Below are 20,789 nucleotides of genomic sequence, written 5' to 3' on the forward strand. Positions count from 1 at the left end.
CTTGCACTCCGTGGCGCGCCCTAGCCGATTTGTTCGAGTTCCTCTTGCGCATTGAGCCATTCGGCTTCGAGCGTTTCGAGACGCGCGTGGACTTCGCCTTGACGCTTGATTGCGTCGGTCAGTTTGGCCTTCATGGCCGCCTCGTAGCTCGCGGGGTCGGCGACGAACGCATCGAGCGTCGCTTTTTCGGCGTTCAGCGCTTCCATTTCCTTTTCGAGCTTAGAGATTCGGTTTTGCAGCGGCTTCTTCAGATGAGCGACCTTCTGGCGTGCTTCCGCTTCCTGGCGGCGCTGATCCTTGCGGTTGCCGGCCGAGGCTTCGCTCGTGCGGGCGCTTTCGCCGGACGCACCCGCTTGGCTCGCGGCTTTTGCCGCCGCGCGCGTCTCGGCCGCGTGCTGCAGCAGCCAGTCGCGGTAGTCGTCGAGATCGCCGTCGAACGGCTGCAGCCGATGCTTGGCGACGAGCATGAACTGATCGGTGCTCGCGCGCAGCAGGTGGCGATCGTGCGAGACGAGGATCAGCGTGCCCTCGAACTGCGCGAGCGCCATCGTTAGTGCGTGCCGCGTTTCGAGATCGAGGTGGTTCGTCGGTTCGTCGAGCAGGAGCAGATTCGGCTTTTGCCAGATGATCAGCGCCAGCGCGAGGCGCGCTTTCTCGCCGCCGGAGAACGGGCCGATCGGCGCACTGGCCATGTCGCCCGAAAAATTGAAGCTGCCGAGGAAGTCGCGCAGTTCCTGTTCGCGCGTTTCGGGGGCAATGCGGGCCAAATGCGCGAGCGGCGAATCGTCGGGCCGCAAGGTTTCGAGTTGATGCTGGGCGAAGTAGCCGATCGCGAGGCCCCGACCCGCGTGCATCGTGCCGCCGAGCGGATCGAGCGTGGCCGCCAGCGTTTTGACGAGCGTGGACTTGCCCTGGCCGTTGGCGCCGAGCAGGCCGATGCGCTGACCGTTCTGCACGGACAGCGTGACACCGTCGAGAATCGGGATCTCGATGCCGTCGTCGCCTCGATAGCCGCAGCGCATGCCTTCCATGACGAGCATCGGGTTCGGCGCGGCGTCGGGCGTGCGGAACTCGAACGTGAACGGCGAGGTCACGTGCGCGGGTGCGATCAGCTCCATCTTTTCGAGCGCCTTCATCCGGCTCTGCGCCTGGCGGGCCTTGGTCGCCTTCGCCTTGAAACGGTCGATGAAGCTTTGCAGATGCGCGACGGTTTTTTGCTGCTTCTCGTATGCGCTTTGCTGCAGGGCAAGCTGTTGCGCGCGCAGGATTTCGAATTGCGAGTAGTTGCCGCCGTAGCGCTTGATCTGACGGTTTTCGAGGTGGAGCGTGACGTTGCAGACCGAATCGAGGAATTCGCGATCGTGGGAAATGATCACGAGCGTGCCGGGGTAGCGGCCGAGCCAGTCTTCCAGCCAGACGATGGCGTCCAAGTCCAGGTGGTTCGTGGGTTCGTCGAGCAGCAGGAGATCGGAGCGGCACATGAGTGCCTGCGCCAGATTCAAGCGCATGCGCCAGCCGCCCGAAAAGCTCGCCACCTGTTCGCGCGTTTGCGCGAGCGTGAAGCCGAGGCCGAGCAGCAGCGCCTCCGCGCGGGCCGGGGCGGTATAGCCGTCGGCGTCGGCGAACGCGGCGTGTTCATGCGCGAGCGCTTCGCCGTCGTGGGCGGCTTCCGCTTGCGCGATACGTGCCTCGATCTCTCGCAGGGCCTCGTCGCCGTCGAGCGTGTACTCGAGCGCCGTTTTTTCCGCGGCCGGCGTTTCCTGGGCGACGTGGGCGATGCGCCAGGTGGGCGGCAGCGAGAAGTCGCCGGCGTCGGGATGCAGTTCGCCGCGCAGGACCGAAAATAGGGTGGACTTGCCCGCGCCGTTGGCACCGACGAGCCCGGCCTTTTCACCGGGGTTCAGGGTGAACGAGGTGGCTTCGAAAAGCGGCTTGACGCCGCGGGCTAGGCTGAATTGACTGAAACGGATCACGACGGGGCCGGCTGCTCGAAAACCGCTATTTTAGACGGTTGCCGGCCGAGGCACGCTCTCGAGGCCGGAATTAGTGCGGGCAGCCCTTATCCGTGCGGGGTGCTTTCGCATAGACTTGCGTTTTTCATTCGGAGGCGACTCGGTGAGTACGCTCTATACGTTTTCGGCCCGCACGCTTGGCGGCGAGGCGGTGAATCTGGACCGCTACCGCGGCAAGGTTCTGCTCATCGTCAATACGGCCAGCGAATGCGGGTTCACCCCGCAGTACGCCGGGCTGCAGCAGCTGCACGAGCGGTTCGCCGCACGTGGGTTCGAGGTGCTCGGCTTTCCGTGCAACCAGTTCGGCAAACAGGAACCCGGCGATGCCGCGCAGATCGGCAGCTTCTGCGAGACGAAGTTCGGCGTCACGTTTCCGATGTTCGAGAAGGTCGACGTGAAGGGGCCCGACGCGCACCCGTTGTATCGCTACCTGACGGGGGAAGCGCGCGGCCTGCTCGGCACGCGCAGCATCAAGTGGAACTTCACGAAGTTCCTGGTCGACGGTCAGGGCAACGTGTTGAAGCGGTTTGCGCCGAAGACGAAGCCCGAGGAAATCGCGGCGCGCATCGAAGCATTATTGTAGGGCCAAGGCCCGTTGTCGCCATGTTCAGTTTGCGCTGCTTATCGAGCTACCGACAAGGCGCGCCAGACGTCTCGGACTTGGAGCGAATAGAGATACTAAGGCGCCCGATCTGTTGCAACTAGTGCGTCATACAGGGTCAGCGCGGCGCCGGTACCCAAGCCCAAGGAGAAGATCGCCGTTGCCGTGGCTGTTGTCCCGTTCACGAGCGTCATAGAGGCGAGCGGGACGACCGACAGGATGACGACGTTATTGAGCGTCTCCGCAGTTGCCAGAACCATGCCCTTGTCGTGACTGGAACGTTCGGCTAGCACGGTCGTCGCTGAAGGGGCTCCGGCCCCGAGCGCCGCGCCCCACGCCGCCAGGCAGGCGAGCGCGCCGAACACCGGGAGCGGCAGAAGATTGAATGCCGCGACTGAAGCGATTAAAAGGCTCGTCACGACGATCAGCGATCGTTCCTCGCTGCCGGTCAGGCGCCGCAGCTTCCCGGCCGACAGATTGCCGATACCAAGCCCAATGCCGAACGCGGTCACGCTCATCCCGACTTGGGCAACGTCGAACTGGTAGCGCTGGTGCAACACTTCTCCCGACAACAGGAAAGCGGATACGCCCGTTCCGTTCCATAAGCCTTTTGCGAGCAGCGGACGCGTGACGTTCGGGTTGCGGAGCCACCTGAAGCCGTGGGTTTTGCGCGTCGCGATGGTGGTGTGCCGTTTCGGCATCGTTACGGTACCGATTAGAAATGCGACGATGCAGCCGGTCGACGTCAGTAGGAACGGTGCTCGCCAGCCGACCCAGTTGGTTAGCAGGCCCGCCAGCGCGGGACCGAGCGCAATGCCGAACGTCATGCCCAGCATGACAGCCCCCATCGCGGACGCGTGGCGCGCGCGCGGAATGACCTCGGAAATGAGGGCGAACGCGGTCGGAATGATGACTGCGGAAGCGAGTCCGCCGAAGATTCGCAGCCCGATTGCGATTTCGAGCGTCGGCGAGAAAGCGATGCCGACACCGTCGATCGCAAACGATAGCAGCGCAATCAGCAGCAGGCGGCTGCGATTGATCCGGTCCGACAGATAGCCGAGGAGCGGGGCCGCGATGGCATAGGCGAACGCGTAGCTCGAGATCAGCCAGGAGATGCTGACGGAGTCGGTGCCGAACGCGACGCTGAGCGGATTCAGCATCGCGGAGAGCATGAACTCGCTCGCGCCGACGAAAAATACCGACATCGAGAGAACGGACAACAGCGTCCGATCGTTGTCCGCACTGGCAATTGTTTCTGAAGATGACATGCAGTAAGAATGCGAGATTGAAAGAGCGTAGGTCCGGGATGGGAAGACCGTCGATGCTGATGGATTGCCGCGGTAGCGGCAAGTGCACGCCAGATTGAAGGGGGCGTGCAGTCCCGACGGGAGAGCGGCAACGTCTGCTAGCTTGTTCGCCTACAAAATCGGCGAAAACAGCCGCGCCACGTGCATGACGATGCGCCGCAGCGCCGACGCATTGCGGTATTCGTGGCGAGTCACTTCCCACGCTTCGCCGAAATCGCGCTCCAGCATCGCTTCCACCTCCAAGGCGAACGCGTGGTCGATCGTCAGCACCATGATCTCGAAGTTGAGCCGGAACGAACGATTGTCGAGGTTGGCGCTGCCGATCGCCGCAGCCACTTCGTCGATCAACACGACCTTCTGATGCAGGAACCCGGGCCGGTACCGGAAGATCCGCACGCCCGCGCGAATGAGGTCGTAGGCAAACAGCTTCGACGCTTCGAACACGACATAGTGATCGCGCCGGCTCGGAATCAGGATGCGCACGTCGACACCGCGCATGACGGCCAGCCGCAATGCCGAGAAGACGGCTTCGTCGGGGATGAGATAGGGCGTCGTGATCCAAATTCGCGTCTGCGCCGCATTGATGGCCTCGACGAAAAACAGCGAGCCGGTTTCTTCCTTGTCGGCCGGCCCGGGTGCGACGACGAGGCAATGCATGTCGACATCTTCGACGCTTTCGGGCTGCTCCGCCTGCGAGGGCTCGAGCCGCGGCAGACGCTGCGTCGCCCAGTGCCAATCCTCGATGAAGACGAACTGCACGCTCGCGACGATGGGGCCGCGCATTTCGATGTGGGTATCGCGCCACGGGGATAGACGCGGATTGGCCCCGAGATATTCGACGCCGACGTTATGCCCGCCGACGAAGGCGCGTTCGCCGTCGACGACGACGATCTTCCGGTGATTGCGAAAATTGAGCTGGAAGCGATTGACGAAGCGTCGGTTGGTCGCGAACGGATGGATCTCGACGCCGCCCTCGAGCAGCGCCGACACGTATCGCTGCGGCAAATCGAAGCTGCCGATGCTGTCGTAGAGAAAGCAGATGCGCACGCCCTGCGCTGCCTTCTTCAGCAGCAGCGTCTTGAGCTTGTCGCCGAGCGCATCGTCTCGGACGATGAAGAATTGAACCAGCACGTAATGTCGCGCCTGCTCGATCGCATCGAGGATCGCCGCGAACGTCGCATCGCCGTTCACGAGCGTGCGCACGTGGTTGCCGGGCAAGAAGGGCATGCCGGACAGACCGGTCAGCGCCCGTACGACGGCATGGCCGAGCGCTTCGGCCGGTCGCCCCATCGAAGAAGCATGCGTATCCCAAGCGTTCGGATGGGCGCGAGTACGCAGCAGCTCGCTCTCGATGCGGCGCTTGTCGACATAGCCCGAGAACTTGCTGCGCCCAAGGAACAGATAGGGAATGACGGTGACGTAGGGCACGGCCACGAGCGACACGGCCCACGCGATGGCGCCTTGCGACGTGCGCGTGTTGAGAATGGCGTGGCCGGCCGCGATCACGCCGATCACGTGGGCGGCAAAAATCAGGCTACCGAGAGAAAGCCAGTCGAAATGCATGTGCGGTTGATCAGGCGTCCTGCCAATGTCCGATGCGTAGCGCGTTGCGTTGCTCGTCGCGCGGTCCACGTGCATCTTACCGAAGCCCCCGATTCAGGGGCAGGGTAATCCGCGATTGCAGGCGGGGTTTGCACCCCGGACAGAGCAATCTGTGGTTAATCGTCGTTGGACAGCAGGATGCCGGTCGCGATCGACACTTGCGCGATGGCATAGGAAAACCAGATCGCGTAGTCGCTGCCCGGAAACGGGCTGAGGAAGCGGTCGACGCCGATCATGGCATCGGAGGCAACGAAGGCGAGGCCGCCCAGCGGCAAGGCCAGGCCGGCTCTTCGCTGCGCCGGGCCGCTAGGCCGGGCGAGCAGCGCGAAGCTCGCCATCGCGCAGAGCGCGAGCATGTAGACGGCGACGGGAATCGCCAGCGCGTCCAAATGCGGAAGGAAGACGACGTACATCGCGACGGCGGCTGCCCACAGCAAGCCTATGGCTGCTCGCCGCCAGGCTTCGGCGCCGCGCCAAAGCCCGGTGCCCAGGGCACGCGGCGCGAGTACGGCGCAATAGGCGAGGTGCGCGACGAGAAAAGCACCGAGCCCGCCGACGAATGAGAACGTGAGCTGCGGCAGCGCGAGCAGCGCATCGCCCACGGCCGAAGCTGCCAAGGCCGCCATCAGCCGTACCCGCTCGCCGATCGGCTCATGACGCGCACAGGCCAGAAACAGGAGCCCGCACATCAGAACCTTCGCCGCCGCTTGATCGGGATACGGCGCGTCGCGCAGCGAGATACCGTAGGCAAGCCCAGCGCCGGCGGCGATCAGCAAGAGCCGCCCGGTTTGCGACGCGGCGCTCTCGATCGCGGCCGTGTGATCGTCGGAGCGGTCGCTGCCGCCGCTTTCGTTGCCGTCCGGATCGTTCGGGTCGTTCTGGCCGGCAGGCATCGGTTCGGGAGCGGGCATCGGGCGGTTGTGAGCGGTCTTGAGCGATCAGAGCCCTCAAACGGCCGGCAAATCGCAGGCCTGGATCAGGAACACGGTGTCGTCGCCGGCACTCGTCGAGAGCCAGACCAGATCGAGCCCGCCGAACGCCGCTTCCACGTTGTGCCGCTCGTTGCCGATCTCGACGACGAGCAAGCCGTCGTCGGTCAGCCAGTTGCGCGCCTCCTTGACGATGCGGCGCACGATGTCCATGCCGTCTTCGCCGCCGGCCAGCGCCAGTTCCGGCTCGTGCCGGTACTCGGCCGGCAGCGCGTCCATCGAGGCGCGGTTCACGTACGGCGGGTTGGCGATGATGACGTCGTAGCGGCGCTCGGGCAGCGGCGAGAACAGATCGCCCTCGAAAAGGGCGATGCGTTCGTCGAGCGAGTAATCGGCGACGTTGACGTGCGCGACTTCGAGCGCATCGGCCGAGATGTCGACGGCGTCGACGTCCGCGTTCGGAAATGCATGGGCGGCGAGAATCGCGAGGCAGCCCGAGCCCGTGCAAAGCTCGAGCACCGCGCCGACTTCGTCGGGATCGACCACGTAAGGCTGCAGCCCGTCCTCGAGCAGTTCGCCGATGAACGAGCGCGGCACGATGACGCGCTCGTCGACATAAAAGCGCAGCCCGTGCATCCACGCTTCCTGCGTGATGTAGGCCGCCGGAACGTGCTGCGTCGCGCGGCGCTCGACGACTTTCAACACGGCGTCGATTTCCTCGTCGAGCAAGCGTGCGTCGAGGAACGGATCGAGCGTATCGAGCGGCAAGTGCAGCGTATGCAGAATCAGATAGGCGGCTTCGTCGTAGGCGTTCGCGCTGCCGTGGCCAAACGCGAGCTGCGCCTGGCTGAAGCGCGATACCGCGAAGCGCAGCAGGTCCCGAATGGTGCGAAAAGGTGTGGTCATCGCGGCGTCTCCTCGTGCTGTGCGGCGCGCGTCATGCGATCAGCGCTTCGAGCACGCGCCGGTAGATATTCTTCAACGGATCGACGAACGCGAGTTCGATATGTTCGTCGATCTTGTGGATGCTGCCGTTCGGCGGACCGAATTCGACCACCTGCTTGCAGATGCGCGCGATGAAGCGCCCATCGGACGTGCCGCCGGTGGTCGACAACTCCGTCGTGACACCCGTTTCGTCCTTGATCGCCCGCTCCAGCGCGCCCGAGAGTTCGCCGCGCGGCGTGAGAAACGGCAGGCCGCTCACGGTCCAGTCTAGATCGTAGTCGAGTTCGTGCTTGTCGAGAATCGCCTGCACGCGCTGCTGCAGGCCGTCCACCGTGCTTGCCGTCGAAAAGCGGAAGTTGAACATGAGCTCGGCCCGCCCCGGAATCACGTTGCTCGCGCCCGTGCCGCTATGCAGGTTCGATACCTGCCAGGTGGTGGGAGGGAAATATTCGTTGCCCTCGTCCCAATGTTCGGCCACGAGTTCGGTCAGCGCCGGCGCCAGTAGGTGAATCGGGTTGCGCGCGAGATGCGGATACGCGATGTGGCCTTGCACGCCTTTGACGCTCAGCTTGCCCGACATCGAGCCGCGCCGGCCGTTCTTGACGCAGTCGCCGAGCGTGTGGGTAGACGTGGGTTCGCCGACGATGCAGTAATCGATCGTTTCGCCGCGCGAGCGCAGCGCCTCGACCACCTTCACGGTGCCGTCGGTGGCCGGACCTTCCTCGTCGCTCGTGATCAGGAAGGCGATCGAGCCGCGATGATCCGGATGCGCGGCCACGAATTCCTCGCTGGCCACGATGAAGCCGGCGATCGACGTTTTCATGTCGGCGGCCCCGCGGCCGTAGAGCTTGCCGTCGCGATGCGTCGGTTCGAACGGGGGCGAGGCCCATTGCTCGAGCGGGCCGGTCGGCACGACGTCGGTGTGGCCCGCGAACGCGAGCAGCTTGCCGCGCGCGCCATCGGTGCCGCGCTTGACGGCCCACAGGTTCGTGACGCCGTGCGATTCGATCGTCTCGCAAGTGAAGCCGGCGGCTTCCAGGCGTTCGACCAGCAGCTTTTGGCAGTGCTGATCGTCGGGGGTGACCGAGGCGCGGGCGATCAGTTGTTCGGTGAGGGCAAGTGTGCCGGACATGGGTTCGGAGAGGCGTTTCGTTCTTGATAAAAAAATGCCGGCGGTCGAAGGCCGGCAGACGATGCTCGTATTGTCTCGCGGCGCGGCGTGCGATTCCTAGTCTATCGAACGGCTAACGCTGAAAGGAAAAATCTCGCACGGCCGCGCCGCCCGGCGCTAAGCGAATAGCGCCGTATATTCGTCGGCCGAAAATCCGACCGATTTCACGCGCCCGTCCACGACGACGACGGGCCGCTTCACGACCGACGGCTTCTCGACCATCAGCGCGATCGCGCCTTGCTGCGTTTCGGCGGCCGCTTTCGCGTCGTCGGGCAAGCCGCGCCAGGTCGTGCCGCGGCGGTTCAGCAGCACTTCGAGCGGCACGTCGGCGAGCCACCCCTTCACGAGCGCGGCCGTGAGCCCCGCCTTCTTGAAGTCGTGGAACTCGAACGCGACGCCGTTCGACTCGAGCCACGTGCGGGCCTTCTTGACGGTGTCGCAGTTCGGTATGCCGTAGACGACGGTGCGCGCCGCGCTCATCAATCGCCTCGCAGCAGTTCGTTCAGGCCGACCTTGGCACGCGTCTTCGCATCGACCTTCTTGACGATGACGGCGCAATACAGGCTGTGCGAGCCGTCCTTCGAGGGCAGGTTGCCGGCCACGACGACCGAGCCCGGCGGCACGTAGCCGTACGTGACTTCGCCCGTTTCGCGATCGTAGATCTTCGTGCTTTGGCCGAGGTAGACGCCCATCGAGATGACGGAATTTTCGCCGACGATCACGCCTTCGACGACTTCCGAGCGCGCGCCGATGAAGCAGTTGTCTTCGATGATGACCGGGTTCGCCTGCAGCGGCTCGAGCACGCCGCCGATGCCGACGCCGCCCGAGAGGTGCACGTTCTTGCCGATCTGCGCGCACGAGCCAACCGTGGCCCACGTGTCGACCATCGTGCCTTCGTCGACATAGGCGCCGATGTTCGTGTACGACGGCATCAGCACGACGTTCTTGGCGATGAACGAGCCGCGGCGCGCGATGGCGGGCGGCACGACGCGGAAGCCGCCGGCCGCGAAATCCTCAGCCGTATAGTTCGCGAATTTCGACGGCACCTTGTCGTAGAACTGCGAGTAGCCGCCGGCGGGCATCGGCGCGTTGTCTTCGAGGCGGAACGAGAGCAGGACGGCCTTTTTCAGCCACTGATTGACGATCCACTCGCCGTCCTTCTTTTCGGCGACGCGCAAGAAGCCTTTGTCGAGCTGCTCGATCGCGTGCGCGACGGCTTCGCGCACTTCGGCGGGCGCGGCCTTCGGCGAGAGTTCGGCGCGGTTTTCCCAGGCGGTGTCGATGATCTGCTGAATGTGTTGCGACATGTCGGTAGTTTCGCTAAATGAAGTCTGAGGATGACGGGTGCGGCTGAAGGGCGACGCGGGGGCACAACTCGGAGCGCGGCTCGGCGCTTGCCGCCGCCGCGCTCGGGCGCGCGGATCAGCGCGCCAGGCCGCGGCAGAAATCGACGATGCGTTTGGCGCCGTCGACGCATTCTTTGACATCGGCGACGAGTGCCAGGCGGACAAAATCACGGCCTGGGTTCACGCCGTGCGCGGTGCGCGCCAGATATGAGCCAGGCAGAACCGTCACATTATAGTCGGCGTACAGGCGCCGGGCGAACTCGGCGTCGGTCAGGCCCGTGCGCGCGACGTTCGCCCACAGGTAGAACGCCGCGTCGGGCAGCCGGACGTCGAGGACGTCGGCCAGCATCGGCGTGACCGTCGAAAACTTGGAGACGTACTTGGCGCGGTTGTCGCGCACGTGCGCCTCGTCGCTCCAGGCGGCGACGCTGGCCGCTTGATAGACGGGCGAGAGCGCCGCGCCGTGATAGGTGCGATAGAGCAGGAAGCGTTTGAGGATCGCCGCGTCGCCCGCGACGAAGCCCGAGCGCATGCCCGGCACGTTCGAGCGCTTGGACAAGCTGGAAAGCATGACGAGCCGCTCGAAGCCGCGGCCGAGCCGGTGCGCGGCTTCCAGGCCCCCGAGGGACGGGTTCGCCTCGTCGAAGTAGATCTCCGAATAGCATTCGTCGGACGCGATCACGAACCCGTGCTTGTCGGACAGCGCGAACAGCTCGCGCCAGTCGTCCAGCGTGAGCACCGCGCCCGTCGGGTTGCCGGGCGAGCAGACATAGAGCAGCTGCGTGCGCGCCCAGACGTCGCCGGGCACCGCGGCGTAATCGCAGGCGAAGTTGCGGGCCGGATCGCTATTGACGAAGTAGGGCGCAGCGCCGGCGAGCAGGGCTGCGCCTTCGTAGATCTGATAGAACGGGTTCGGGCACAGCACGACCGCGCCGGGCCGCGTACCGTCGACGACCGTCTGCGCGAGCGCGAACAGCGCCTCGCGCGAGCCAGAGACGGGCAGTACTTCCGCGGCCGCGTCGAGCGAGGGCAGGCCGTAGCGGCGCATCGCCCACGCCGCGATGGTTTCGCGCAGCGCGGGGGTGCCGATCGTGGCCGGATAGCTCGACAGCGTGTCGAGCGCGGCGACGACGGCTTCCCGGATCAGCGCCGGCGTTGCATGTTTCGGCTCGCCGATGCCGAAGCTGATGTGCGGCAAATCGGCGGGCGGCGTTGCGTCTTTCAGCAGCACGCGCAGCTTTTCGAACGGATAGGGCTGGAGGCGGTCGAGTAGCGGATTCACGTCGGGCTCGGCGGGCACGTTGGAGAGGGCGGTGCGCGCGCTTCGCTTCTTGCGCGCGGCCCTCATGCGGGAAAATGGAAAAGCGAAAGCAGCGATTATAGCTTGGCGGGCGCGCTCCGGCCGGGCGCTCGATGCGTGCTTCATGCCTGTCCCAGCCGCGCCCGCGGCGGCGCGGCGAGCCCGCGATGGTATGATGGGCACTTGCTCGCGGGGCATGCGCTCGATATCGAGGGCGCGTGCCGCTCGCGACACCAAATAGCATCGCGGCGACGGCCCGCCGCGCATGCGCCGCGGCTCGGATGTGCCGGTCGCGGTGTCGTGCGCGGGCAAGGGCCGGCCGCGTTTTTGTTCGACCCTCCAAAACAGCGATATCGCCGTGCGTCTGACCTCGATCAAACTCGCTGGCTTCAAGTCCTTCGTCGATCCCACGCATTTCCAGGTACCGGGCCAGCTCGTCGGCGTGGTCGGTCCGAACGGATGCGGCAAGTCCAACATCATCGATGCCGTGCGCTGGGTGCTCGGCGAATCGCGCGCCTCCGAGCTGCGCGGCGAATCGATGCAGGACGTCATCTTCAACGGCTCGACCGCCCGCAAGCCGGGCAGCCGCGCAAGCGTCGAACTCGTGTTCGACAACTCCGAAGGGCGCGCGGCCGGCCAGTGGGGCCAATACGGCGAAATCGCCGTGAAGCGCGTCCTGACGCGCGACGGCACGTCGAGCTACTACATCAACAACCTGCCCGCGCGGCGGCGCGACATCCAGGACATCTTCCTCGGCACGGGCTTGGGCCCGCGTGCGTACGCGATCATCGGCCAGGGCATGATCGCGCGCATCATCGAAGCGAAGCCGGAAGAGCTGCGCGTGTTCCTCGAAGAGGCCGCGGGCGTGTCGAAGTACAAGGAGCGCCGGCGCGAAACCGAGAATCGGCTGCACGACACGCGCGAGAACCTCACGCGCGTCGAAGATATCGTGCGCGAACTCGGCACCAACCTCGAAAAGCTCGAGGCGCAGGCTATCGTCGCGACCAAGTTCAAGGAACTGCAGACCGACGGCGAAGAGAAGCAGCGGTTGCTGTGGCTGTTGCGCAAGAACGAAGCGGCCGCGGAGCAAGGCCGCCAGCAGCGGGCGATAGCCGAAGCGCAGATCGATCTCGAGGCGCAGACGGCCAAGCTGCGCGAAGTCGAGGCCGATCTCGAAACGCTGCGTGTCGCGCACTACGCGGCCAGCGACGCGATGCAAGGCGCGCAAGGCTCGCTGTACGAGGCGAACGCCGAGGTGAGCCGGCTCGAGGCCGAGATCAAGTTCGTCATCGAATCGCGCAACCGCGTGCAAGCGCAGATCGCGGCGCTCACGGCCCAGCGGGAGCAGTGGCAGGCCCAGGCCGAGAAGGCGCGCGACGATCTCGAGCAAGCCGAGGAGCAGTTGGCCGTCGCCGAGGAAAAGGCGGCGCTGGCGGAAGACGAAGCCGCGGCCAAGCACGATGAACTGCCGGCGCTCGAAGCGCGCTGGCGCGACGCGCAGGCTCAGTTGAACGAAGAGCGCGGCGGCATCGCGCAGACGGAGCAGTCGCTCAAGCTCGAGGCCGCGCATCAGCGCAACGCCGATCAGCAATTGCAGCAGTTGCAGCAGCGCCACGAGCGGCTCAAATCCGAGGCGGGCGGTCTCGACGTTCCCGATGAAACGCAGCTCGAAGAGCAGCGGATGCAGCTTGCCGAGCAGGAAGAAATCCTGAGCGAGGCGCAGGCGCGTCTAACGGATGCGCAAGAGACGCTGCCGCGCGCCGAGGACGAGCGCCGAGAGGCGCAGGCACGCGTGCAAAGCGAAAGCGCGCAGATCCATCAGTTCGAGGCACGGCTCGTCGCTCTCAAGCAACTGCAGGAAAACGTGCAGACCGAGGGCAAGATCCAGCCCTGGCTCGACAAGCACGAACTCGCGGCCTTGCCGCGCTTGTGGAAGAAGCTGCACGTCGAGGCCGGCTGGGAAACCGCGCTCGAATCGATCCTGCGCGAGCGGCTCGCCGCGCTCGAGATTTCGAATCTCGACTGGGTGCGCGCGTTCGCGACCGATGCGCCGCCGGCCAAGCTGGCCTTCTACGCGCCGCCGTCTGCCGGTGTGCCGCGCGAGACGCCGGCCGGCTTCACGCCGCTGCTCTCGCTCATGCGCATCGACGACGCCGGCCTGCGCGCCGTGCTGAACGAATGGCTGGGTCAGGCCTATATCGCCGACGATTTGACGCAAGCGCTGGCCAAGCGCTCGCAACTGCCCGAAGGGGCGATGCTTGTCGTCAAGGCCGGCCATGTCGTCACCCGCGTCGGCGTGCAGCTGTATGCCGCCGATTCCGAGCAGGCCGGCATGCTGGCCCGTCAGCAGGAAATCGAGAATCTCACGCGCCAATTGCGCGCGCAGACGCTGCTCGCCGACGAGGCGAAGACGGCCGCGATCCGTGCCGAAGCCGCGCATACGCAAGCGTCTCAAGCCGTGACCGATGCGCGTGCGCAAGTCGAGCGCGCGACGCAGCGCGTCCATGCGCTGCAGCTCGACGTGCTCAAGCTGACGCAAGCCCATGAGCGTTATACGCAGCGCAGCACGCAGATTCGCGAGGAACTCGAAGAGATCACCGCGCAAATCGAAGAGCAGCGCGCGCAGCGCGCGGAATCGGAGGCGAACTTCGAGCGCCACGACGGCGAGCTCGCGCAGTTGCAGGCGCGCTTCGAAGACAACCAGCTCGCATTCGAATCGCTCGACGAGCATTTGTCGGCGGCCCGCACGCAAGCGCGTGATCTCGAGCGCGCGGCCACCGATGCCCGCTTTGCCGCCCGCAACATGGCGACCCGCATCGACGAACTGAAGCGCAGCATCCAAGTCGCGCACGAACAGAGCGAGCGCATTGCAGGGTCGCTCGAGGATGCGCGCGCCGAACTCGAAACGATCAACGAGCAGACGACGCACACGGGCTTGCAAGAAGCGCTCGAAGTACGGTCTCGGAAGGAGGCGTCGCTGTCGGCGGCGCGTCACGAGCTCGACGATTTGACGGCGAAGCTGCGTCAAGCGGATGAGACGCGTCTGACCGCCGAACGCTCGCTGCAGCCGCTGCGCGATCGGATCACCGAACTGCAGCTCAAGGAACAGGCGGCGCGCATCGCCGGCGAGCAGTTCATCGAACAGCTTCAAGCCGCGGGCGTCAACGAGGAACAGCTGCAGGCGAAGCTGACGCCCGACATGAAGCCGTCGTATCTGCAGGGCGAAGTCACGCGCATCAACAACGCGATCACCGCGCTCGGGCCTGTGAACATGGCCGCGCTCGACGAACTCGCGGCCGCCAAGGAGCGCAAGACGTTCCTCGATGCGCAGTCGGAGGATTTGACGCGCGCGATCGACACGCTGGAGGACGCGATCCGCAAGATCGACCAGGAAACGCGTACGCTGCTGCAAGGCACGTTCGACGAAGTCAACCGGCATTTCGGCGAGCTGTTCCCGCGCCTGTTCGGCGGTGGCCAGGCCAAGCTGATCATGACGGGCGACGAGATTCTCGATGCGGGCGTTCAGGTGATGGCGCAGCCGCCGGGCAAGAAGAACTCGACGATTCACTTGCTCTCGGGCGGCGAGAAGGCGCTGACGGCCACCGCGCTCGTGTTCGCGATGTTCCAGCTCAATCCCGCGCCGTTCTGCTTGCTCGACGAAGTCGATGCGCCGCTGGACGACGCCAATACCGAACGCTTCGCGAACCTCGTGCGCGCGATGTCGAACAAAACGCAGTTCCTGTTCATCTCGCACAACAAGATCGCGATGGAAATGGCGCAGCAGCTGATCGGCGTGACGATGCAAGAGCAAGGCGTCTCGCGCATCGTGGCCGTGGACATGGAAACGGCTGCCGGTTTCGCCCAGAATACCGTCTAACGAGCGGCCGGCGACGCCGCGCGCGAGGCGCCCGGCGCGGGCCGCGACACAGGAATGCTTCATGGAGCGTGCATGGACGAGTTGACACTCGGATTGATCGGCGCAGGCGCCGTGGTGGTGGGAGGAGTGGTCGTATACAACGCGTGGCAGGGCGCCAAGGTGCGCCGCCGGATGCCGCGGCCGATGCCGGCCGACACCGAGCAAGGGGCCGCGCGCCACGATCACGAGGAAGAGCGGCCGTTCATCGAGCCGGCGCGCGGAGGGTCGCGGCGCGAGAGCGCGGCGCCGGATGCCGCGCACGAAGGCGAGGGCGCGCGGATCGAGCCGAGCTTCGGCGGCTCCGCGCCGCTGGACATCCCGGCGGACATCCAGGCCGAGACCACGACGCCGAACGGCTTCACACCCGAGCCGCAAGCGGGCGTGGCCGCCCCGGCGGCGGCGGCGAGCGAGGCGCAGGAAAGCGTCGTGACGCCCGCCGCGACCACGATCTCGGCTGCCCCGCCGCATATCGTCGACCGGCGCATCGACTGCGTCGTGCCGATTCGCTTATCCGGCCCGATCGCCGGGGAGAAGGCGTCGCCGCTCGCGCAGCGTCTGCGCCGCGCGGGCAGCAAGCCCGTGTACATTGAAGGCAAGCCGGAAGGCGGGCAGGCGTGGGAACTGCTGCAGAACGCACAGCGTTATGAAGAGCTGCGCGCGGCGGTGCAGCTCGCCAACCGCAGCGGCGCGCTCAACGAACTCGAGTTCTCGGAGTTCGTCTCGGGCGTGCAGCAGTTCGCCGATGCGATCGACGGCTCGCCCGAGTTTCCCGACATGCTCGAAACGGTGTCGATGGCGCGCGAGCTCGATGCGTTCGCGGCACAGTGCGACGCACAGCTGCAGATCAACGTGCTGTCCGATGGCGCGCCGTGGTCAGCCAATTACGTGCAGGCCGTCGCGTCGCAAGACGGTTTGCTGCTTTCGCGGGACGGCACGCGTTTCGTCAAGCTCGACGCCAAGCAGAGCCCCGTCTTCATGCTGCAGTTCGGCGACACTAACTTCCTGCGCGACGATCTCACGTACAAGGGCGGCCAGATGATCTCGCTGATCCTCGACGTGCCCGTCGCCGACGAAGACATCCTGCCGTTCCGGCTCATGTGCGATTACGCGAAATCGCTCGCGGAGCGGATCGGCGGGCGCGTCGTCGACGATCAGCGGCGGCCCCTGCCCGAGGCAGCGCTGCTCGCGATCGAAAAGCAGCTGATGACGCTTTACGCTCGGCTCGAGGAGGCCGGTATTCCAGCGGGCTCGCCGGCGACGCGGCGCCTATTCAGCCAATAAAGCGCGTTCGAGGCCGAACGCATTTAGAACAAGATCGGAACAACATCGACGACATGGCTCGCAAGCACGACGAACCGGCTCCGCCCGCCGACCGACCGGCCGAACGCGCCGCCTGGCTGCGCACCGAACTCGAACGGGCGAACTATCAGTATTACGTCCTCGATCAGCCCGAGATTCCGGACGCCGAGTACGACCGCTTGTTCTCGGCGTTGCAGGCGATCGAGTCCGCGCATCCGGACCTGATCACGCCCGAGTCGCCCACGCAGCGAGTGGGCGGCGAGGTCGCGAGCGGCTTCGCGTCCGTCGTCCACGCGTTGCCGATGCTGTCGCTGAACAACGGTTTTACCGACGAAGACATCACGGCGTTCGACAAGCGCGTGAGCGACCGGCTCGGCCGCACCCCCATCGAGTATTCATGCGAGCTGAAGTTCGACGGGCTCGCTATCGCGTTGCGATATGAAGACGGCCGTTTCGTGCAGGCCGCCACGCGCGGCGACGGCTCGACGGGCGAGGATGTCACGCAGAACGTGCGGACCGTGCGCTCGATTCCGTTGCGCTTGAAGGGTAGCCGCATTCCCCGTGTGCTCGAGGTGCGCGGCGAAGTCCTCATGTTCAGGCGAGACTTCGATCGCCTCAACGCGCATCAGCGCGATGCCGACCAACGCGAGTTCGCGAACCCGCGCAACGCGGCGGCGGGTAGCTTGCGCCAGCTCGATTCGAGCATCACGGCCCAGCGGCCGCTCTCGTTTTTCGCCTACGGCATCGGCGTGCTCGAAGGGATGGTCATGCCCGACACGCACGACGCGCTGCTCGACTGGTACAGCGAACTCGGTATGCCTGTCTGCAGCGAGCGCGCTACCGTTGCGGGCGCGGAGGGGTTGCTCGGCTTCTATCGGCGAATCGGAGAGAAGCGCAAGTCGCTGCCTTACGACATCGACGGCGTGGTGTACAAGGTCAACCGTAAAGCCGACCAGGACGTGCTCGGCTTCGTCTCGCGCGCGCCGCGCTTTGCGCTCGCGCATAAATTCCCGCCGGAAGAAGCGCTGACGGAACTGCTCGAGATCGGTGTGAACGTCGGCCGCACGGGTGCGATCACCCCGGTGGCGCGGCTCTCGCCCGTGTTCGTGGGCGGCGTCACGGTCACGAACGCGACGCTGCACAACGAAGACGAAGTTCATCGCAAGGATTTGCGCTCGGGCGATACGGTCATCGTGCGCCGCGCCGGCGACGTCATCCCGGAAGTCGTGGGCCCGGTTCTGGAGCGACGCCTGGAAGGCGCTCAGCCGTTCGTGATGCCCACGGCATGTCCGGCGTGCGGCTCGGCCATCGAGCGGCTGCCCGGCGAGGCCGTGGCGCACTGTACGGGCGGGCTCGTTTGCCCCGCGCAGCGCAAGCGCGCGCTCGAGCATTTCGCGCAGCGCCGCGCGCTCGACATCGACGGCCTCGGCGAAAAGATCATCGATCAACTCGTCGAGAGCAATCTGGTCCGGACGCCGGCGGATTTGTTCAATCTGGGCTTTTCGACGCTCGTGGCGCTCGAACGCTTCGCGGACAAATCGGCGCAAAACCTGATCGACTCGCTCGATAAGGCCAAACATACGACGCTCGCGCGCTTTATTTTCGCGCTCGGCATTCCCGATGTCGGCGAATCGACGGCGAAGGATCTCGCTCGTCATTTCGGTTCGCTCGATCCCGTGCTGGACGCGTCGATCGAAGCGTTGATGGAAGTCGAGGGAGTCGGTCCGATTGTGGCCGAGTCGATTCATCAGTTCTTTGCCGAAGAGCACAATCGTACGGTGATCGATCAGCTACGCGCCCCGGGCAAGGTTTCCTGGCCCGAAGGGCCGCCCGCGCCGCGCGCGCCGCAGGGCGTGCTGGCCGGCAAGACGTTCGTGCTGACCGGTACGCTGCCCGTGCTGTCGCGCGAGCAGGCGAAGGAAATGCTGGAAGCGGCTGGCGCGAAGGTGGCCGGCTCGGTGTCGAAGAAGACCGATTACGTGGTAGCGGGCTCAGAGGCCGGCAGTAAGCTCGCGAAAGCGGAGGAACTCGGGATTACTATTCTCGACGAAGACGGTATGCGCAAGCTCCTGGAGGGCGACAATCCATGATCCGTGACATTCTCAAGATGGGCGATCCGCGCTTGCTGCGCATCGCCCAGAACGTCGAACATTTCGACACGCCCGAACTCCACGCGCTCATCGCCGATATGTTCGAGACGATGCACCACGCGAACGGCGCGGGGCTTGCCGCACCGCAGATCGGTGTCGATCTGCAAGTCGTCATCTTCGGGTTCGGCCACAACGATCGCTACCCGGAGGCGCCGCCCGTGCCCGAGACGGTGCTCATCAACCCGACGGTCACTCCGGTTTCGCAGGATATGGAAGAGGGCTGGGAAGGGTGTTTGTCGGTGCCCGGCATGCGAGGGGTCGTCAACCGCTTTTCGATGATCCGCTATCACGGTTTCGATCAATACGGCCAGCCGATCGACCGCGTGGCCGAAGGGTTCCATGCGCGTGTCGTGCAGCACGAGTGCGATCATCTGATCGGCAAGCTGTACCCGATGCGGATCACCGATTTCACGAAATTCGGCTTTACCGAGGTATTGTTCCCCGATCTCGATCCGAACAGCGACGATTGACCGGTTGCTCGGCAGGCCTTGCCCCTTTCCGCTAGGGCCGGGACGATTTCGAGCATCGAGTGCGCCAATCAAGCGGGCTGCTGCGCGAACGAACGCGGAGCAGCCCGGAGAAAGACCATCTAGCGGCAAGGGGCCGGCCGATATACGGTCATGCGGCCCCGGATCGTTCGATCAGAACGACTCGTCCGGCAGCAAATACCGCCATTTTCCCTGCGGCAGCGCGCCGAGCGCGACGCTGCCCATGCGGACGCGCTTCAACCCCACTACCTGCAGGCCGACGAGTTCGCACATGCGGCGGATCTGCCGCTTCTTGCCTTCGCGCAGCACGAATCGCAATTGCTCGCCGTTTTGCCAGCTGACTTTCGCGGCTTTGAGCGCGGCGCCGTCGAGCGACAGGCCGAATCGCAGCAGTGCGAGCTGCTCGGCGGGAAAGTGCTCGGCCACCTCGGTCGCGCGCTCGCCGTACGTGACGCGCACGAGATACTCCTTCTCGACGCTCGAATGTTCGCCGATCAACTGCTTGGCGATGCGGCCATCCTGTGTCAGGACCAGCAGGCCGGTCGAATCGATGTCGAGCCGGCCCGCCGGCGCGAGCGTGCGTAGATGGCCCGGCAGGAAGCGCGTCGTCGCGCGGTCGCCTTCCCAGCGGTTGGCCGCCGTGATCAACGTGACCGCGGGCTCGTAGCCGTCTTCGGCCTGGCCCGAGACGTAGCCCACGGGCTTGTGCAGCAAGATGGTGACCTGGCGCGACTGCGCCGCCTGGGCGTCACGCGTGACCTCGATCTGCTGGTCGGGGCGCACGCGGCTGCCGAGCGTATCGATGCGCTCGCCGTCTACGCGTACCCAGCCGTTTTCGATCCATTCATCGGCTTCGCGGCGCGAGCACAGGCCGAGTTCCGACATGCGCTTGGAGAGACGGACGAGGCCTTCATCGGAACCAGAATCAGAACGGGAACTCGGGCGGGCGCTCGTGCTCGCTGGAGCGCCATCGTCCGCGCGCCCCGTGGAGGACGCGGCTTTCACCGGTTTTGCCACGCGCAACGGTGCGGCGCCTCTGCCGGCGGCCGTGTCGGCGCGCTTGTCCGATGCCGGACCCGGACGGGCGGGACGCGCGCGTGAGTCGGACGGCTTCCGGTCCTCGCGATAGCCGGTTTTCGCGCTCGGCCCCGAGCGGGAGACTCCGCCTTCGCGCCGTGGCGCGGATGCGCTCGCCGATGCGGAGCTTTGCCTGACCGGACGTCCTTCGGCGTTTCGCGCCGGGCGATCGCCGCGCGGGCGATCCTCGAAAGAGCCGCCACGGCTGGGCCGGCGGTCAGTGCTTCCACCGGCCCGATCGGCATCGCGGAAGCGATTCGTCGGTCGCGCGCTACGTTCGCCTTCGTCGCGCGAGGTGCGCTCGCGCGGGGGGCGGGCATCTCGCGGACCGCCGCGAGGCGTGTCGTCGCTTCGGCGATCGGTCGGACGGGCGCGTGGCGCACCGCGAGGCGCGTCGTCGCTTCGGCGATCGGTCGGACGGGCGCGCGGCGCACCGCGAGGCGCGTCGTCGCTTCGGCGATCGGTCGGACGGGCGCGCGGCGCACCGCGAGGCGCGTCGTCGCTTCGGCGATCGGTCGGACGGGCGCGTGGCGCACCGCGAGGCGCGTCGTCGCTGCGGCGATCGGTCGGACGGGCGCGCGGCGCACCGCGAGGCGCGTCTTCGCTACGGCGGTCGGCCGGACGAGCGCGCGGCGCACTGCGAGGC

General features: G+C 65.8%; 14 protein-coding genes and 1 pseudogene. 5 read left to right on the top strand and 10 right to left on the bottom strand.

Annotated features, from left to right (window positions below):
- Positions 1-20 precede the first annotated feature (20 nt).
- Complete coding sequence (locus tag DWV00_RS07775) at positions 21-1,973, bottom strand: ATP-binding cassette domain-containing protein (RefSeq protein ID WP_115532991.1); 1,953 nt, start codon at positions 1,971-1,973, stop codon at positions 21-23.
- A gap of 142 nt (positions 1,974-2,115) precedes the next feature.
- Between DWV00_RS07775 and DWV00_RS07780 the strand changes: the two genes are divergently transcribed.
- A complete protein-coding gene (locus DWV00_RS07780; protein WP_115533066.1) occupies positions 2,116-2,595 on the top strand; it encodes a glutathione peroxidase in 480 nt (159 codons plus the stop codon).
- A 95-nt stretch (positions 2,596-2,690) separates the two neighbouring features.
- Here DWV00_RS07780 and DWV00_RS07785 read toward each other — a convergent pair whose 3' ends face one another.
- The 8 genes from DWV00_RS07785 to dapC all read right to left on the bottom strand — a co-directional run bounded on the left by DWV00_RS07785 (position 2,691) and on the right by dapC (position 11,195).
- Positions 2,691-3,881 (bottom strand): MFS transporter, encoded by a 1,191-nt coding sequence (locus tag DWV00_RS07785; protein WP_115532992.1) that lies wholly within the window; start codon positions 3,879-3,881, stop codon positions 2,691-2,693.
- Between the two features lie 150 nt (positions 3,882-4,031).
- Entirely contained in the window at positions 4,032-5,483 is a 1,452-nt protein-coding gene (cls, locus tag DWV00_RS07790) for a cardiolipin synthase (RefSeq protein WP_115533067.1), read from the bottom strand.
- A 155-nt stretch (positions 5,484-5,638) separates the two neighbouring features.
- Positions 5,639-6,433: a lysoplasmalogenase gene (locus tag DWV00_RS07795; protein WP_245964772.1), complete on the bottom strand. Its 795-nt coding sequence runs from the start codon at positions 6,431-6,433 to the stop codon at positions 5,639-5,641.
- A 36-nt stretch (positions 6,434-6,469) separates the two neighbouring features.
- Complete coding sequence (prmB, locus tag DWV00_RS07800; RefSeq protein ID WP_115532993.1) at positions 6,470-7,357, bottom strand: 50S ribosomal protein L3 N(5)-glutamine methyltransferase; 888 nt, start codon at positions 7,355-7,357, stop codon at positions 6,470-6,472.
- Between the two features lie 31 nt (positions 7,358-7,388).
- Entirely contained in the window at positions 7,389-8,528 is a 1,140-nt protein-coding gene (gene dapE, locus DWV00_RS07805; protein ID WP_115532994.1) for a succinyl-diaminopimelate desuccinylase, read from the bottom strand.
- A 156-nt stretch (positions 8,529-8,684) separates the two neighbouring features.
- Positions 8,685-9,047: an ArsC family reductase gene (locus DWV00_RS07810; protein ID WP_115532995.1), complete on the bottom strand. Its 363-nt coding sequence runs from the start codon at positions 9,045-9,047 to the stop codon at positions 8,685-8,687.
- Positions 9,047-9,874, bottom strand: a complete 828-nt coding sequence (gene dapD / locus DWV00_RS07815; RefSeq protein ID WP_115532996.1) for a 2,3,4,5-tetrahydropyridine-2,6-dicarboxylate N-succinyltransferase — start codon at positions 9,872-9,874, stop codon at positions 9,047-9,049. Before dapD ends, DWV00_RS07810 begins: the two co-directional genes overlap by 1 nt.
- A gap of 115 nt (positions 9,875-9,989) precedes the next feature.
- On the bottom strand, positions 9,990-11,195 hold the full coding sequence (gene dapC, locus DWV00_RS07820; protein WP_425452730.1) for a succinyldiaminopimelate transaminase: 1,206 nt from the start codon (positions 11,193-11,195) through the stop codon (positions 9,990-9,992).
- Between the two features lie 376 nt (positions 11,196-11,571).
- On the opposite strand from dapC, the gene smc reads away from it, so the two are divergent.
- From smc to def, 4 genes are all read left to right on the top strand, one after another.
- Positions 11,572-15,090, top strand: coding sequence for a chromosome segregation protein SMC (smc, locus tag DWV00_RS07825; RefSeq protein ID WP_115533070.1), 3,519 nt, complete (start codon positions 11,572-11,574; stop codon positions 15,088-15,090).
- A gap of 72 nt (positions 15,091-15,162) precedes the next feature.
- Complete coding sequence (locus DWV00_RS07830) at positions 15,163-16,410, top strand: cell division protein ZipA C-terminal FtsZ-binding domain-containing protein (RefSeq protein ID WP_115532997.1); 1,248 nt, start codon at positions 15,163-15,165, stop codon at positions 16,408-16,410.
- 53 nt (positions 16,411-16,463) lie between these two features.
- On the top strand, positions 16,464-18,518 hold the full coding sequence (gene ligA / locus DWV00_RS07835; RefSeq protein WP_115532998.1) for an NAD-dependent DNA ligase LigA: 2,055 nt from the start codon (positions 16,464-16,466) through the stop codon (positions 18,516-18,518).
- Entirely contained in the window at positions 18,515-19,048 is a 534-nt protein-coding gene (gene def, locus DWV00_RS07840; protein ID WP_115532999.1) for a peptide deformylase, read from the top strand. The genes ligA and def overlap by 4 nt, the downstream gene beginning before the upstream one ends.
- Before the next feature lie 171 nt (positions 19,049-19,219).
- Here the strand turns inward: def and DWV00_RS07845 are convergent.
- Positions 19,220-20,446 (bottom strand): annotated as a pseudogene (locus DWV00_RS07845) (pseudouridine synthase); the annotation flags it as partial.
- Positions 20,447-20,789: the final 343 nt, after the last annotated feature.

This window comes from Trinickia dinghuensis (assembly GCF_003367175.1).
Lineage (GTDB): Bacteria > Pseudomonadota > Gammaproteobacteria > Burkholderiales > Burkholderiaceae > Trinickia > Trinickia dinghuensis.